Consider the following 13,381-nt stretch of genomic DNA (forward strand, 5'->3'; position numbering starts at 1 on the left):
TCGAAGACCTTATCGAATACCGAGCTCGGCGATGTTTTCCGGGGGCCAGTTCTCGAGCCTCATGCCGAGCGACAGTCCGCGGGTCGCCAGCACATCCTTGATCTCGGTCAGTGATTTCTTGCCGAGGTTCGGGGTCTTGAGGAGCTCGACCTCGGTCCGTTGGATCAGATCACCGATCAGGTAGATGTTTTCCGCTTTCAGACAGTTCGCCGAACGCACCGTCAGCTCCAGATCGTCAACCGGCCGCAGCAGGATGGGGTCGAAGGGGGATTCGTCTCGGGACTCGAGGACATGCGCATCGGATGGACCAGCCCCCTCCAGGACTACGAAGCTCGACAGCTGATCCCGCAGGATGGTGGCCGCGCGCTGGATCGCTTCCCGGGGGTCGATCGTGCCGTCGGTCTCGAGGTCGATCACAAGCCGGTCCAGGTCGGTCCGCTGCTCCACGCGCGCGGACTGCACCTCGATGGCCACCCTGCGGATCGGGCTGTAGGAGGCGTCCAGCGGCAATCGTCCGATTGGACGATCCCCGTTGTCGTCGACCTCGCGTTGCGTGGCCGGCTCATAGCCGCGCCCGCGACGCACGGTCAGAGTCATGCTCAACTCGCCATCGGTGAGGTTGGCGATGACCAGACCGGGATTCACGATCTCGGCAGTGTGGTCGATCGCGATATCCGCGGCGGTGACCACGCCGGTGCCGGTCCTGCTCAGGGTGAAGGTCGCCTCGTCCTTGCCCTTCAACGAGATTGCAAGCTGCTTCAGATTCAGCAGGATCTCGAGCACGTCTTCCTGGACGCCAGGAATGGTGGTGTACTCGTGGAGGACACCTTGGATCTCGACCTCCGTTACCGCCCAACCATCCATCGATGAGAGGAGGATGCGGCGCAGCGCATTACCAAGGGTGTGTCCAAAACCGCGCTCGAGCGGCTCCAGCGATACACGGGCCTGGGTCGGACTACCGTCGACCGCCTCCACCCTCACGATCCGCGGCTTGAGAAATTCGCCAATAACGTCAGTCATTCAGTGCCCCTCACGCAGCTCCTTACTTGGAGTACAGCTCGACGATCAGCGACTCGTTGATGTCCGCCGGCAGATCCGAACGTTCGGGAACACGCTTGAAGACGCCCTTGAAGCCCTTCGTATCGACCTCGACCCAGTCCGGGAAACCGTACTGCTCGGCGAGTGCCAGCGCATTCTGGACACGGACCTGCTTCTTTGCAGGCTCGCGGACCTCGACATGGTCCTCGGTGCCGACCTGATAGGAGGCGATGTTGACGACACGCCCATTCACCAGGATGCCCTTGTGGCTCACCAGCTGGCGCGCCTCGGCACGTGTCGATCCGAAACCCATGCGATAGACCACGTTGTCCAAGCGGCGCTCGAGCAGCTGAAGCAGGTTTTCACCAGTTGCACCCTTCGCCTGAGCGGCCTTCTTGTAATAGTTGCGAAACTGACGCTCCATCAACCCGTAGATGCGACGAACCTTCTGCTTTTCTCGCAACTGGACGCCGTAATCGGAGAGCCGACGCCGGCGGTCAGTGGTCTGTCCCGGCTGCTTCTCCAGGTTGCATTTGGTGTCCAAAGCGCGGGCCCGGCTCTTCAGCGAGAGATCGGTCCCCTCGCGCCGCGCGAGCTTGCAGGTTGGGCCTGTGTACCGTGCCATGTCTCTGTTCCTGTGTCAGACGCGCCGCTTCTTGGGCGGACGGCAGCCGTTGTGCGGGATCGGAGTCACGTCGGTGATACTGGTGATCTTGAAACCCGCGTTGTTGAGCGCTCGCACCGCGGATTCTCGACCCGGCCCGGGGCCCTTGACATTCACGTCCAGGTTGCGCAGTCCGAACTCCTTCACCGCCTGGCCGGCCCTGTCGGCCGCCACCTGAGCGGCAAACGGCGTGCTCTTGCGCGATCCCCGAAACCCGGATCCGCCCGCGGTCGCCCACGACAGCACGTTGCCTTGGCGATCGGTGATCGTGATGATGGTGTTGTTGAACGAGGCGTGGACGTGCGCAATCCCGTCCGCCACCTGTTTCTTGACCTTTTTCTTGATCGTACGAGTCGGTTTAGCCATTCGACGTTATCCAGCCCTTGCTGCGCCCAAGCGCCCTTATCTCTTGATGGGACGACGCGGGCCCTTGCGGGTCCGCGCGTTTGTGCGGGTTCGCTGGCCGCGCAGCGGCAGCCCGCGCCGGTGACGGATGCCGCGGTTACAGCCGAGATCCATCAGGCGCTTGATGTTCATCGACACCTCGCGACGCAGATCACCCTCAACGGAATACTTGGCGACCTCGCTGCGAAGCTTGTCGACCTCTTCCTCGGTGAGGCTCTGGATCTTCATGTCGCGCGCCACACCGGCGGCGTCACAGATCATGCCGGCACGGACGCGTCCGATACCATAGATCGAAGTCAACGCGATGACGGCGTGCTTCTTGTCCGGGATGTTGACGCCGGCGATACGGGCCATAGCTTAGAACCCCTTAGATCAAAATTACCAAGCGGGTAAACCGCGCAGTGTAACAAACTGTCTCGCCCAGTCAACCCGGCGGGCGTCATCCCTGGCGCTGCTTGTGGCGCGGGTCCTTGCAGATGACCCGAACGGTTCCATGGCGCCGGATGATCTTGCAGTTCCGACACAGCTTCTTGACCGATGCACGCACTTTCATTGTTCTCTCCTCAAGACTCGAGCGCCACTCAGCGCAGCAAACCGGCGCCCGGCGACTTCAGGTTTGCCTTCCGCATCAGGCCCTCGTACTGATGAGACATCAAATGGGCTTGAATCTGGGCCATGAAGTCCATCACCACGACGACCACGATCAGCAGGGACGTGCCACCGAAATAGAAAGGCACGTTGTAGCCGACGATCAGGAATTCAGGCAGCAGACAGACCGCGGTGATGTAGATCGCGCCCGCCGCGGTCAGCCGCGTCATGACAGTGTCGATGTAACGCGCCGTCTGCTCCCCCGGACGGATGCCGGGGATGAAGGCACCGGAGCGCTTCAGGTTGTCTGCGGTCTCTTTGGCATTGAAGACCAAGGCCGTATAGAAAAAGCAGAAGAAGACGATCGCGGCCGCGTACAGGAGCACGTAAATGGGCTCACCGGGCGAGAGCTTCGCGGTGATGTCCGCGAGCCAACGCATATTCTCGCTGCTCCCGAACCATTGGCCCAACGTTGCGGGGAACAGAATGATGCTCGATGCGAAGATCGGAGGGATGACGCCGGCCATGTTCAGCTTCAGCGGCAGATGGGTGCTCTGCGCCTGCATCATCTTCCGGCCCTGCTGACGCCGCGCGTAATTCACCGTGATGCGCCGCTGACCGCGCTCGACGAAGACCACGAACGCCGTGACGGCGAGCGCCATGGCAAACAAGGCCAGCACAGCAAGCGAATTCATCTCTCCCGTGCGCGCCAGCTCGAGCGTCCCGCCAAGCGCCGCCGGCAAACCGGCGACGATGCCGGAGAAGATGATCAGTGAGATGCCATTGCCGATCCCTCGCTCGGTGATCTGCTCGCCGAGCCACATGAGAAACATGGTGCCGGTGACCAATGACACGGTCGCCGTGAAAACGAAGCCGAAACCGGCGTGGCTAACCAAGGCGGATCCGCCGGCCGTCTGCCCTTGCAGCGCGATGGAGATACCGACCGCCTGGAAGGTCGCGAGGATCACGGTGCCATAACGGGTGTACTGGGTGATCTTTCGGCGCCCCGACTCGCCTTCCTTCTTCAACTGCTCGAGCTTCGGGATCACCGACGTCATCAGCTGCATGATGATCGACGCCGAGATGTAGGGCATGATCCCGAGGGCGAACAGACTGGCGCGCTCGAGCGCCCCGCCCGAGAACATGTTGAACATGCCCAGGATCGAACCCTGGTTTTGCTCGAACAGGATGGCCAGTGCCTGCGGGTTGACGCCGGGGACCGGGATGAAGGTGCCGATGCGATACACGATCAACGCCCCGACGACGAAGAGCAACCGCTGTCGTAGCTCGGTCAGGCGCCCCATCCCGCCGAGGGCTTGACCCATCGATCCGACGTTCTTAGCCATCCGTTTCGCGCCTTTCTGCTAGTCTTCGATCTTGCCGCCGGCTGCCTCGATCGCGGCTCGCGCACCCTTGGTGACCCCGAGGCCCCGCACCGTCACAGCACGCGCGACCTCACCGGAGGCAATGATCTTCGCACGCTTGACGCTTCGGTTCAGGACGCGCGCCCGAACGAGAGACTGCAGATCGACGATATCGCCATCCACGCACGCCAGCTCGCCGAGCCGGACCTCCGCACTTGAGTCGGCTGTCCGGGATCGGAACCCGACCTTCGGGAGGCGCCGTTGCAGAGGCATCTGACCGCCTTCGAAGCCGACCTTGTGGAAGCCGCCCTTGCGGGATTTCTGGCCTTTGTGTCCGCGTCCGCAGGTCTTGCCGAGGCCGCTGCCGATGCCGCGTCCCACGCGCTTGGCACTCGGCCGGCTGCCCGCATCGGGTCTGAGATCATTGAGCCGCATCGCGGGGATCCTCCATCACCGAGACCATGTAGGACACGGTATTCACCATGCCGCGCGTGCAGGGCGTATCTTCTACCTCGACAACCTGGTGCATCCGGCGCAGACCGAGACCCCGCACACAGGCCTTGTGGCTGGAGAGCCGACCATGGAAGCTCCGCACCAGCTTGACTTTCATCATTTTTTTTCCGGACATCCGCTTACCCCAGGATCTCGGCGACGGTCTTGCCGCGTTTGGCGGCAATGGCATCGGCGTTGTTCATGGCGCGCAGGCCCTGTACCGTGGCACGGACCACGTTGACCGGATTGTTCGTCCCGATGCACTTGGCCAGGACGTTCTGCACACCCAAGACCTCAAACACGGCGCGCATCGCGCCACCGGCGATGATGCCGGTGCCGTCAGAGGCCGGCTGCATGAACACCTTGGCCGCGCCATGCCGCCCGTTGAGCGGATACTGCAGGGTGGTCCCGTTAAGCTTGACCTCGATCATATTCTTGCGCGCGTTCTCCATGGCCTTCTGAATGGCCACCGGAACCTCGCGGGCCTTGCCACGTCCGAACCCGACGCGCCCCTTACCGTCGCCGACCACTGTCAAGGCCGCGAAGCCAAACTGCCGCCCCCCCTTGACCACCTTGGCGACGCGGTTGACCGCCACCAACTTCTCGAGAAGGTCATCGCCTTCCGATTTCGGATTGAAGTTCGCCATGATCTTCCCCTTAGAATTTCAGTCCGCCCTCACGCGCGGCATCCGCCAACGCCTTGAGACGGCCGTGATAGCGAAACCCGGAGCGATCAAACGCCACGCTGGCAACGCCGGCAGACAGGGCGCGCTCGGCAATCGCCTTCCCGATGGTCGCGGCGGCGCCGACGTTTCCTCTGTGCCCCTGGATCTCACGACGGAGATCCTTGTCCAGCGTGGAGGCACTGGCCACGACTCGGTTGCCTTCGGGGGCAATGACCTGGGCATAGATGTGCCGCGGCGTGCGATGAACGCACAGTCGGAAGACGCCCAATTCGCGGATCTTCGCCCGTGCGCGCGCCGCACGGCGCAGGCGAGCTTGTTTTTTGTCCATGGACTCAGACACCTATTTCTTCTTGGCTTCCTTACGCAGGACGTTTTCGTCCGCGTAACGCACGCCCTTGCCCTTATACGGCTCGGGCGGCCGGAATCCCCGGATCTCCGAGGCAACCTGACCGACCTGCTGCTTGTCGGCGCCGGCGACGACGATCTCCGTCTGGCTCGGGGTTTCGATGGTAATTCCGGCCGGGACCGGGTAATCGATCGGATGGGAGTAGCCCAGGCTGAGATTCAGGACGGTACCCTTCGCTTGCGCCCGGTAACCGACGCCGACCAGCGAGAGCTTCCGGACAAACCCGGTGCCGCAGCCGACCACCATGTTGTGCAGGAGGGCCCGTGTCGTGCCCGCCATGGCCCAAGAGCCCTGATGGCCTTCCGCCGGTGCAACCCGGACCTCGCCATCGGACTGCGACACCACGACGGATGGATGGACGGACCACTCCAACGACCCCTTCGCCCCCTTGACCTTGACGTCCTGGCCCGATATTTCGACGGTCACCCCCTTGGGAACGACGATCGGTGCCTTTGCGACTCGTGACATGCTCGGACTCCTCTTACGCGACGTAGGCGATGATCTCGCCGCCGTGTCCCGCCTGTCGGGCTGCGCGGTCGGTCATCAGTCCTTTGGAGGTCGACACAATCGCAATGCCGAGTCCCGCCCAAACATTGGGCAACTCGCCTTTGCCGCGATAGATTCGAAGTCCCGGCCGGGACACGCGGGTCAGCAGCTCGATCACGGGCTTGCCGCGGAAATACTTGAGCTTGATCACCAATTCGGGCTTGTTGCCATTCGCCTCGACAGTCGCGTCGGCGATGTAGCCCTCTGCCTTGAGCAGATTCGCGATCGCGACCTTCTGTTTGGACGAAGGCATCGCGATCGTGATCTTGCCGCGCTGCTGGCCGTTGCGGATGCGTGTCAGCATATCCGCAATCGGATCAGACATACTCATGAGCTTCTCCCCGGGTCAGACCACTCTTGCAGTGCGATACCCGTCAAGTTTGCCGGAACGAGACGGTCTCGCCGACCATCCCGGAAATCAACCAAAACAGATCCTACCAACTCGCCTTCACGACACCCGGGACGTCGCCGCGCATCACCGCTTCGCGCAGTTTGTTGCGGGAGAGACCGAATTTCCGATACACAGCATGCGGCCGCCCGCTGACCCGGCAGCGCCGCTGCTGGCGCGTGGGGCTCGCATCGCGCGGGAGCTGCTGCAGCTTGGTCAGAGCCTCCTCAACCTGCTCGATGCCCGCGCTGCGGTCGCTGATGACGGCCTTCAATGCCGCGCGCTTCTTGGCGAAGCGGGCGGCGATCCGGGTGCGCTTTCGATCGCGAGCGATCATGCTTTTTTTTGCCATCGTCGTAACCTCAGGTGCGGAACGGAAAGTTGAACGCCTCGAGCAGCGCGCGCCCTTCTTCGTCCGTCCGCGCCGACGTCGTGATCGTGATGTCCAGACCGCGCAGCGCGTCAATCTTGTCGTAATCGATCTCGGGAAAGATGATCTGTTCCCGAACGCCGATCGAGTAGTTGCCGCGGCCGTCGAAGGCCTTGGGACTCAGGCCGCGAAAATCGCGGATGCGTGGGATCGCAACGCTCACCAGCCGGTCCAGAAATTCGTACATCCGCTCGCGCCGCAGGGTGACCTTGCATCCGATCGGCCAGCCCTCACGGATCTTGAATCCGGCCACTGACTTCCTCGCATGTGTCACGATCGGTTGCTGGCCGGCGATCAGGCGCAGATCCGCCACGGCGTTGTCCATGACCTTCTTATCCGCAATTGCCTCTCCGACACCCATGTTGAGTGTGATCTTCTCGATCTTCGGAACCTGCATGACGCTCTTGAAGCCGAACCGCTGCTGCAAGAGTTCAACCACGCGCTCCCGATAATCTTTCTGTAGTCTGGACATCTCGTTTCCTTCCGTCAGACGTCGACGACTTCGCCGTCCGACCTGAACACGCGAACCTTACGACCGTCTTCCAGGATCTTGAACCCGACCCGGTCGGGCCCGCCCTTCTGCGGGTTGTACAGCGCGACATTCGATACCTGGATCGGCATCGCCTTGTCGATAATGCCTCCAGGCTCCCCCGCTTGCGGGTTCGCCTTCTGGTGCTTGCGCGCGATGTTGATGTTCTCGACGATCACCCGATCCTGGTCGACCACCCGCAAGACTGTGCCTCGCTTGCCCTTGTCTTTGCCTGAAATGACCATGACGTCATCACCTTTCTTGATCTTCTGCATAGCCTCGACCCCCTACCCCCTACAGCACCTCGGGTGCAAGCGAGATGATCTTCATGAACCGCTCGCCGCGCAGCTCGCGCGTAACCGGGCCGAATATCCGCGTCCCGATCGGCTGGAGCTGGTTGTTCAAGAGCACGGCCGCATTGCCATCGAAACGGACCGAGGATCCATCGGGCCGGCGAACCCCCTTGCGCGTGCGAACCACCACCGCATTGAAGACATCCCCCTTCTTGACCTTACCCCGCGGAATGGCATCCTTCACGGTGACCTTGATTACGTCTCCGATGCCCGCGTAGCGCCGGTGCGATCCGCCAAGGACCTTGATGCATTGCACCCGCCGGGCACCACTGTTGTCAGCGACACTGAGATCCGTCTGCATCTGAATCATTGCTGTGTACCTAACCTGTTGCGATGGGGGCGGCCTTTATGGCCCGCCCGATGGCGCCATGCGTAACGCCGTTGAGGGCTCAGATCGCCTCAACGCGCCTTCTCGACGATCTCGAGCAGTCGCCACGTCTTGGTCTTCGAGAGGGGGCGGCACTGCTCCACTCTGACCCAATCGCCGTCGGAACAGGCATTATCCTCGTCATGGGCGTGTATCTTGGTCGAGCGCCGCATGAATTTTCCATACAAGGGGTGCTTCACGCGCCGCTCGATGAGCACCGTGATCGTCTTGTCCATCGCGCTGCTGACCACACGCCCATCAAGGGTGCGATTCGTTTTGGTCTCTTCACTCATGATCGTGCGCCCGCCTTCAGCTCAGCCATGACCGTCTTCACACGGGCGACCTGCCGCCGCACGGCCTTCATCTGTGAGGGCTTCGACAACTGCCCGGTGCCCCGCTGCATCCGCAGATTGAATTGCTCGCGAAGCAGATCCATCAGCTGCTTGTGAAGCTCATCGGGACTGCGCTTCCTCAGTTCATTCGCCTTCATCACAGGATCATCCGCCTCTCAAAGGTGGTCTGCACCGGAAGCTTCGCCGCCGCCAGCCCGAATGCCTCACGCGCCAGCTGCTCGCTCACGCCTTCGATCTCATAGAGCATCCGCCCCGGCTGCACGAGGGCAACCCAGTACTCGACGTTCCCCTTACCTTTGCCCATACGCACTTCAAGCGGTTTCTTCGAAACCGGCTTGTCCGGAAAGACACGGATCCAAAGCTTGCCGCCGCGCTTGACCTTCCGGGTGATGGCCCGTCTCGCGGCCTCGATCTGACGCGCCGTGAGTCGCCCGCGCCCGGTTGCCTTGAGCCCGAACTCGCCGAAGCTCACCTGGTTGCCGCTCTGCGCGAGGCCGCGATTGCGTCCCTTATGTTGCTTGCGAAATTTGGTGCGTTTTGGTTGCAGCATGACCTATCCCCTTCTTGCGGCCGTCTTCGGGGCCGCCTCCTCGGGGAGCTGATCAGCGAACACCTCTCCCTTGAAAATCCAGACCTTGACGCCGATCACGCCATAGGTGGTCTGGGCCTCCGCGAAACCGTAATCGATGTCCGCACGCAACGTGTGCAGAGGCACGCGGCCCTCACGGGCCCATTCCGTCCGGGCGATCTCTGCCCCATTCAGTCGCCCGGCGACATTGACCCTGACCCCTTCCGCGCCGAGACGCATCGTGTTCTGGATCGCGCGCTTCATGGCGCGTCGAAACATGATGCGCCGCTCGAGCTGCTGTGCGATCCCCTCAGCGACAAGTTGCGCGTCCAACTCGGGCTTCCGAATCTCTTCGATGCTGATGTGCACGGGGATGCCCATCATCTGCGACACCCGCGCACGCAGCTTGTCGATGTCTTCCCCTTTCTTACCGATCACAACACCCGGCCGCGCGGTATGGATGGTGATGTGGGCGTTTTTCGCCGGTCGATCGATCTGGATCCGACTCACCGAGGCCTTTGCCAATTCCTTGCGGAGGAACGTCCGAACCTCGAGGTCGGTATTCAGCAGATCCGCGTAGTCACGGGTGTTCGCGTACCACTTGGAGGTCCAGTCCTTGACGATGCCCAGGCGGATGCCGTTCGGATGAACTTTCTGTCCCATGCAGGTCCCCTCAGCCTTCCGCTACGGTCAAACGGATGTGGCTGGTGCGTTTCATGATTCGATTAGCCCGACCCTTGGCACGCGGGCGGATTCGCTTCATCGTCGGCCCCTCGTCGACATGGATCGACGCGACCTTGAGCTCGTCGATGTCTGCGCCCTCATTATGCTCGGCATTGGCAATGGCAGACTCGAGGACCTTCTTGATGATCCGGGCGCCCTTCTTCGTGCTGAACGCCAAGGTATTCAATGCCTCCTCGACATCCCGCCCGCGAATCAGGTCAGCGACCAATCGGGCCTTTTGGGCGGAGACCCGCGCATATTTCAGTTTCGCTTCGGCTCGCATCCCAATCTCCGACTTAGCGCTTCTTGGCCTTACGGTCAGCGGCATGCCCCCGGTAGGTCCGGGTCAATGCGAACTCACCGAGCTTGTGGCCGATCATGTTCTCGTTGACGAGCACCGGCACGTGCTGACGCCCGTTGTGGACCGCAATGGTCAAACCCACCATCTCGGGCAGCACCATGGAGCGACGCGACCAGGTCTTGATCGGGCGTTTGCTGTTTTGGGCGACCGCCGCTTCGACCTTCTTGATCAGGTGGTGGTCGACAAAGGGTCCTTTGCGAATCGAACGTGGCACGTGCTCAACCTCGTCTGTTTACTTGCGTCCGCGACGACGCACGATCATGGCGTCGGTCCGCTTGTTCTTGCGCGTCTTGTGGCCTTTGGTAGGGACACCCCAAGGCGTGACCGGGTGCCGCCCGCCGGAGGTGCGTCCCTCACCGCCGCCATGCGGGTGATCCACCGGGTTCATGACCACACCGCGGACAGTCGGCCGGACACCGCGCCAACGCGAGGCGCCCGCTTTTCCAAGCTTCCGCAGGCTGTTCTCACTATTTCCGACCTCGCCGATGACGGCGCGGCAGTCGACGTGCAGCTTCCGCATCTCGCCGGAGCGCAATCGCAGAGTGGCGCTCTGGCCGTCCCTGGCGACCAGCTGGGCCGAGCTCCCAGCCGCGCGCGCCAGCTGCGCACCCTTGCCGGGGCGCATCTCCACGCAATGCACCTGCGTGCCGACGGGGACGTTTCGCAGCGGCATGCAGTTACCCGCGCTGATCGGCGCGGATTCCCCCGATTCCACGCGGGCGCCGACCCCGAGTCCCTTCGGCGCGATGATGTACTTGCGCTCGCCGTCGGCATACTTCAAAAGGGCTAGATGAGCGGTTCGGTTCGGATCGTACTCGAGCCGCTCCACAACCGCCGGGATCCCTTCCTTGCTCCGCTTAAAGTCGACGATCCGATAGCGTTGCTTGTGTCCGCCACCCTGGTGGCGGACAGTGATGCGTCCGAGGTTATTCCGCCCACCGTGTTTGGATTTCTTCTGGACGAGCGGCGCATAGGGTCCGCCCTTATGCAACTCGGGGGACTGCACCTTCACGACGAAGCGGCGCCCCGCGGAGGTGGGTTTCGTCTTTACAATTGGCATCTTGCTCTATCCGCTGGTATCGGCTGGCCCCGTCAGGCTCCGCCGCCGAAATCGATGTCTTGACCGGGTTTGAGACGCACATACGCCTTGCGCCAGTCGTTGCGCTTGCCGAGGCGCTGGCCAAAGCGCTTCTGTTTGCCCTTGACATTGAGAACCCGCACACGGTCGACCTCAACGCCGAACATCAGCTCGACGGCACGCGCGATCTCGCGCTTGTTCGCATCAGTCATCACGCGGAAGCCGTACTGTCCGGAGAGGTCACTGGCGCGGGACGTCTTTTCTGAGACGATGGGCGCCAACAGGACCTTCATGAGCCTTTCGTCATTCATCCCAGGCGCTCCTCCAGCTTCTTCACTGCCGCCTCGGTCGCGAGCAGGGTGTCAAAAGCGACCATGCTCACCGGATCGACATCCTGGACAGACATCACATCGACCCGAGGGACATTGCGTGCCGCGAGATAGAGGTTCTCGTCGCGACCGTCGGTCACGATGAGGACGTCATGCAGCTCGTGTCGCTTGAGTAGCGCGAGCAGCTCTTTCGTCCTCGGGGCCGTTACACGCAGGTCGTCGACCACGACCAAACGACCTTGGCGCACCAGCTCCGACAGGATCGAGCGCACCGCCCCGCGATACATCTTACGGTTGACCTTCTGGCTGTAGTCCTGCGGCTTGGCCGCAAAGGTCACGCCGCCGGAGCGCCAGATCGGACTGCGCGAGGTGCCGGCGCGTGCACGCCCCGTCCCTTTCTGGCGCCACGGCTTCGACCCACCGCCAGAGACCTCGGAACGGCTCTTCTGCGCACGGGTTCCGGCGCGCGACCCTGCCAGGTAGGCCGTGACGACCTGATGCACCAGCCCGGGTTTGTAGGCGACGCCGAAGACGGCATCCGCAACCTGCAGATTGGCACCGCCGGTATCGTTTCGAATCTCGAGTTCCATGAGTGCTTAGCCCTTGTTCTTCTGCTTCACGGATGGCAGCACGACGAGCCGCCCGCCGGTCGGCCCCGGCACGCCGCCCCGAACAAGCAGCAGCTGGCGCTCCGGATCGACCCGCATCACTTCCAGATTCTGGGTACATCGGTTGGCCGCGCCGAGATGACCCGCCATCTTCTTGCCCTTAAACACGCGCCCGGGCGTCTGATTCTGTCCAATCGAGCCCGGCGCCCGGTGAGAGAGCGAGTTGCCGTGGGTGGTATCCTGGCCGCTGAAGTGATGACGGCGAATCGCACCGGAGAAACCCCGCCCCTTCGTCACACCCCGGACGTCGACCTTCTGCCCTGGCGCGAAAATGGAGACCGAGATCTCCGCCCCGACGCCCAAATCCGCCGCTTCTCCAGCCTCGAGACGGAACTCGCGCAGCACCTCGCCCGCCTCGACCCCCGCCTTGGCGTAATGCCCAGCCATCGGCTTGGTCACCCGCGACGCCCTGCGGCGACCGAACGCCACCTGGATGGCGCGATAGCCGTCTGTCTCTTCGGACTTGACCTGGCTGACCCTGTTTGGCTGCACCTCGATCACGGTGACAGGGATGCTTGCGCCGTCCTCGGTAAACAGGCGGGTCATGCCGGCCTTACGCCCAATCACTCCGATCGCCATCGATTCGTCCTCAGCTCAGCTTGATCTGGACGTCGACGCCGGCGGCCAGGTCCAGTTTCATCAGTGCATCGACCGTCTTATCGGTGGGGTCGACGATATCCATCAGACGCTTATGGGTCCGGAGCTCATACTGGTCGCGCGCATCCTTGTTGACGTGCGGCGAGACAAGAACGGTGAACCGCTCCTTCTTCGAGGGGAGCGGCACCGGTCCGCGCACTTGGGCGCCGGTGCGTTTGGCGGTATCGACGATCTCGCGGGCCGACTGATCGATCAAGCGGTGATCGAAGGCCTTGAGTCGAATACGAATTCTTTGGTTGCTCATACCCTTACTCAATCACTTTGGCGACGACGCCGGCGCCGACGGTGCGCCCGCCTTCGCGGACCGCAAAGCGCAGACCCTCTTCCATCGCGATCGGCGCAATCAGCTTCACCGTCATCTTCACGTTGTCGCCGGGCATCACCATCT

General features: G+C 62.4%; 28 protein-coding genes. All 28 read right to left on the reverse strand.

What is annotated here, in order from left to right:
* Positions 1–9 precede the first annotated feature (9 nt).
* Entirely contained in the window at positions 10–1,020 is a 1,011-nt protein-coding gene (locus tag LJE61_RS11755) for a DNA-directed RNA polymerase subunit alpha (protein WP_296909757.1), read from the reverse strand.
* A gap of 22 nt (positions 1,021–1,042) precedes the next feature.
* Entirely contained in the window at positions 1,043–1,663 is a 621-nt protein-coding gene (gene rpsD / locus LJE61_RS11760; protein WP_296909759.1) for a 30S ribosomal protein S4, read from the reverse strand.
* A 15-nt stretch (positions 1,664–1,678) separates the two neighbouring features.
* A complete protein-coding gene (rpsK, locus tag LJE61_RS11765) occupies positions 1,679–2,068 on the reverse strand; it encodes a 30S ribosomal protein S11 (protein WP_296909761.1) in 390 nt (129 codons plus the stop codon).
* A 36-nt stretch (positions 2,069–2,104) separates the two neighbouring features.
* The gene (gene rpsM / locus LJE61_RS11770) at positions 2,105–2,461 is read right to left on the reverse strand and encodes a 30S ribosomal protein S13 (protein WP_296909762.1); all 357 of its coding nucleotides are present in this window, start codon (positions 2,459–2,461) and stop codon (positions 2,105–2,107) included.
* An 85-nt stretch (positions 2,462–2,546) separates the two neighbouring features.
* Positions 2,547–2,660, reverse strand: a complete 114-nt coding sequence (rpmJ, locus tag LJE61_RS11775) for a 50S ribosomal protein L36 (protein WP_296909764.1) — start codon at positions 2,658–2,660, stop codon at positions 2,547–2,549.
* Positions 2,661–2,688: 28 nt separating this feature from the next.
* Positions 2,689–4,041, reverse strand: a complete 1,353-nt coding sequence (gene secY / locus LJE61_RS11780; protein ID WP_296909766.1) for a preprotein translocase subunit SecY — start codon at positions 4,039–4,041, stop codon at positions 2,689–2,691.
* An 18-nt stretch (positions 4,042–4,059) separates the two neighbouring features.
* On the reverse strand, positions 4,060–4,494 hold the full coding sequence (gene rplO, locus LJE61_RS11785; RefSeq protein WP_296909768.1) for a 50S ribosomal protein L15: 435 nt from the start codon (positions 4,492–4,494) through the stop codon (positions 4,060–4,062).
* On the reverse strand, positions 4,481–4,687 hold the full coding sequence (gene rpmD / locus LJE61_RS11790; protein ID WP_296909770.1) for a 50S ribosomal protein L30: 207 nt from the start codon (positions 4,685–4,687) through the stop codon (positions 4,481–4,483). Before rpmD ends, rplO begins: the two co-directional genes overlap by 14 nt.
* A 4-nt stretch (positions 4,688–4,691) precedes the next feature.
* The gene (gene rpsE, locus LJE61_RS11795) at positions 4,692–5,198 is read right to left on the reverse strand and encodes a 30S ribosomal protein S5 (RefSeq protein ID WP_296909771.1); all 507 of its coding nucleotides are present in this window, start codon (positions 5,196–5,198) and stop codon (positions 4,692–4,694) included.
* A 10-nt stretch (positions 5,199–5,208) separates the two neighbouring features.
* The gene (gene rplR / locus LJE61_RS11800; protein WP_296909773.1) at positions 5,209–5,565 is read right to left on the reverse strand and encodes a 50S ribosomal protein L18; all 357 of its coding nucleotides are present in this window, start codon (positions 5,563–5,565) and stop codon (positions 5,209–5,211) included.
* A gap of 12 nt (positions 5,566–5,577) precedes the next feature.
* Positions 5,578–6,111 carry a 50S ribosomal protein L6 gene (gene rplF / locus LJE61_RS11805; RefSeq protein ID WP_296909774.1) on the reverse strand — a complete coding sequence of 178 codons (534 nt, stop codon included), beginning with the start codon at positions 6,109–6,111 and terminating at the stop codon, positions 5,578–5,580.
* Between the two features lie 13 nt (positions 6,112–6,124).
* Positions 6,125–6,520 carry a 30S ribosomal protein S8 gene (gene rpsH / locus LJE61_RS11810; RefSeq protein ID WP_296909776.1) on the reverse strand — a complete coding sequence of 132 codons (396 nt, stop codon included), beginning with the start codon at positions 6,518–6,520 and terminating at the stop codon, positions 6,125–6,127.
* A 103-nt stretch (positions 6,521–6,623) separates the two neighbouring features.
* Positions 6,624–6,929, reverse strand: coding sequence for a 30S ribosomal protein S14 (gene rpsN, locus LJE61_RS11815; RefSeq protein WP_296909777.1), 306 nt, complete (start codon positions 6,927–6,929; stop codon positions 6,624–6,626).
* A gap of 10 nt (positions 6,930–6,939) precedes the next feature.
* The gene (rplE, locus tag LJE61_RS11820; protein ID WP_296909779.1) at positions 6,940–7,479 is read right to left on the reverse strand and encodes a 50S ribosomal protein L5; all 540 of its coding nucleotides are present in this window, start codon (positions 7,477–7,479) and stop codon (positions 6,940–6,942) included.
* A 14-nt stretch (positions 7,480–7,493) separates the two neighbouring features.
* Positions 7,494–7,811 carry a 50S ribosomal protein L24 gene (gene rplX, locus LJE61_RS11825; RefSeq protein WP_296909781.1) on the reverse strand — a complete coding sequence of 106 codons (318 nt, stop codon included), beginning with the start codon at positions 7,809–7,811 and terminating at the stop codon, positions 7,494–7,496.
* 19 nt (positions 7,812–7,830) lie between these two features.
* Positions 7,831–8,199 (reverse strand): 50S ribosomal protein L14, encoded by a 369-nt coding sequence (rplN, locus tag LJE61_RS11830; RefSeq protein ID WP_296909782.1) that lies wholly within the window; start codon positions 8,197–8,199, stop codon positions 7,831–7,833.
* Between the two features lie 89 nt (positions 8,200–8,288).
* Complete coding sequence (rpsQ, locus tag LJE61_RS11835; protein ID WP_296909783.1) at positions 8,289–8,549, reverse strand: 30S ribosomal protein S17; 261 nt, start codon at positions 8,547–8,549, stop codon at positions 8,289–8,291.
* On the reverse strand, positions 8,546–8,746 hold the full coding sequence (rpmC, locus tag LJE61_RS11840) for a 50S ribosomal protein L29 (RefSeq protein WP_296909785.1): 201 nt from the start codon (positions 8,744–8,746) through the stop codon (positions 8,546–8,548). The genes rpsQ and rpmC overlap by 4 nt, the downstream gene beginning before the upstream one ends.
* Positions 8,746–9,159, reverse strand: a complete 414-nt coding sequence (gene rplP / locus LJE61_RS11845; protein WP_296909786.1) for a 50S ribosomal protein L16 — start codon at positions 9,157–9,159, stop codon at positions 8,746–8,748. The genes rpmC and rplP overlap by 1 nt, the downstream gene beginning before the upstream one ends.
* A gap of 3 nt (positions 9,160–9,162) precedes the next feature.
* The gene (gene rpsC / locus LJE61_RS11850) at positions 9,163–9,840 is read right to left on the reverse strand and encodes a 30S ribosomal protein S3 (RefSeq protein WP_296909787.1); all 678 of its coding nucleotides are present in this window, start codon (positions 9,838–9,840) and stop codon (positions 9,163–9,165) included.
* Between the two features lie 10 nt (positions 9,841–9,850).
* On the reverse strand, positions 9,851–10,183 hold the full coding sequence (rplV, locus tag LJE61_RS11855) for a 50S ribosomal protein L22 (protein ID WP_296909788.1): 333 nt from the start codon (positions 10,181–10,183) through the stop codon (positions 9,851–9,853).
* Between the two features lie 13 nt (positions 10,184–10,196).
* Positions 10,197–10,475, reverse strand: a complete 279-nt coding sequence (gene rpsS, locus LJE61_RS11860) for a 30S ribosomal protein S19 (RefSeq protein WP_296909789.1) — start codon at positions 10,473–10,475, stop codon at positions 10,197–10,199.
* A gap of 18 nt (positions 10,476–10,493) precedes the next feature.
* The gene (gene rplB, locus LJE61_RS11865) at positions 10,494–11,321 is read right to left on the reverse strand and encodes a 50S ribosomal protein L2 (RefSeq protein ID WP_296909791.1); all 828 of its coding nucleotides are present in this window, start codon (positions 11,319–11,321) and stop codon (positions 10,494–10,496) included.
* A gap of 32 nt (positions 11,322–11,353) precedes the next feature.
* Positions 11,354–11,650, reverse strand: a complete 297-nt coding sequence (gene rplW, locus LJE61_RS11870) for a 50S ribosomal protein L23 (RefSeq protein WP_296909794.1) — start codon at positions 11,648–11,650, stop codon at positions 11,354–11,356.
* The gene (gene rplD, locus LJE61_RS11875) at positions 11,647–12,258 is read right to left on the reverse strand and encodes a 50S ribosomal protein L4 (RefSeq protein ID WP_296909796.1); all 612 of its coding nucleotides are present in this window, start codon (positions 12,256–12,258) and stop codon (positions 11,647–11,649) included. The genes rplW and rplD overlap by 4 nt, the downstream gene beginning before the upstream one ends.
* A gap of 6 nt (positions 12,259–12,264) precedes the next feature.
* Positions 12,265–12,915 carry a 50S ribosomal protein L3 gene (rplC, locus tag LJE61_RS11880; RefSeq protein ID WP_296918491.1) on the reverse strand — a complete coding sequence of 217 codons (651 nt, stop codon included), beginning with the start codon at positions 12,913–12,915 and terminating at the stop codon, positions 12,265–12,267.
* A 10-nt stretch (positions 12,916–12,925) separates the two neighbouring features.
* Entirely contained in the window at positions 12,926–13,237 is a 312-nt protein-coding gene (gene rpsJ, locus LJE61_RS11885; RefSeq protein WP_296909800.1) for a 30S ribosomal protein S10, read from the reverse strand.
* 4 nt (positions 13,238–13,241) lie between these two features.
* Positions 13,242–13,381 (reverse strand): EF-Tu C-terminal domain-related protein (locus LJE61_RS11890; RefSeq protein WP_519972626.1); only part of this gene is annotated, 140 nt, incomplete at its 5' end.

Source organism: Thiocapsa sp. (genome assembly GCF_022340925.1).
GTDB lineage: Bacteria > Pseudomonadota > Gammaproteobacteria > Chromatiales > Chromatiaceae > Thiocapsa.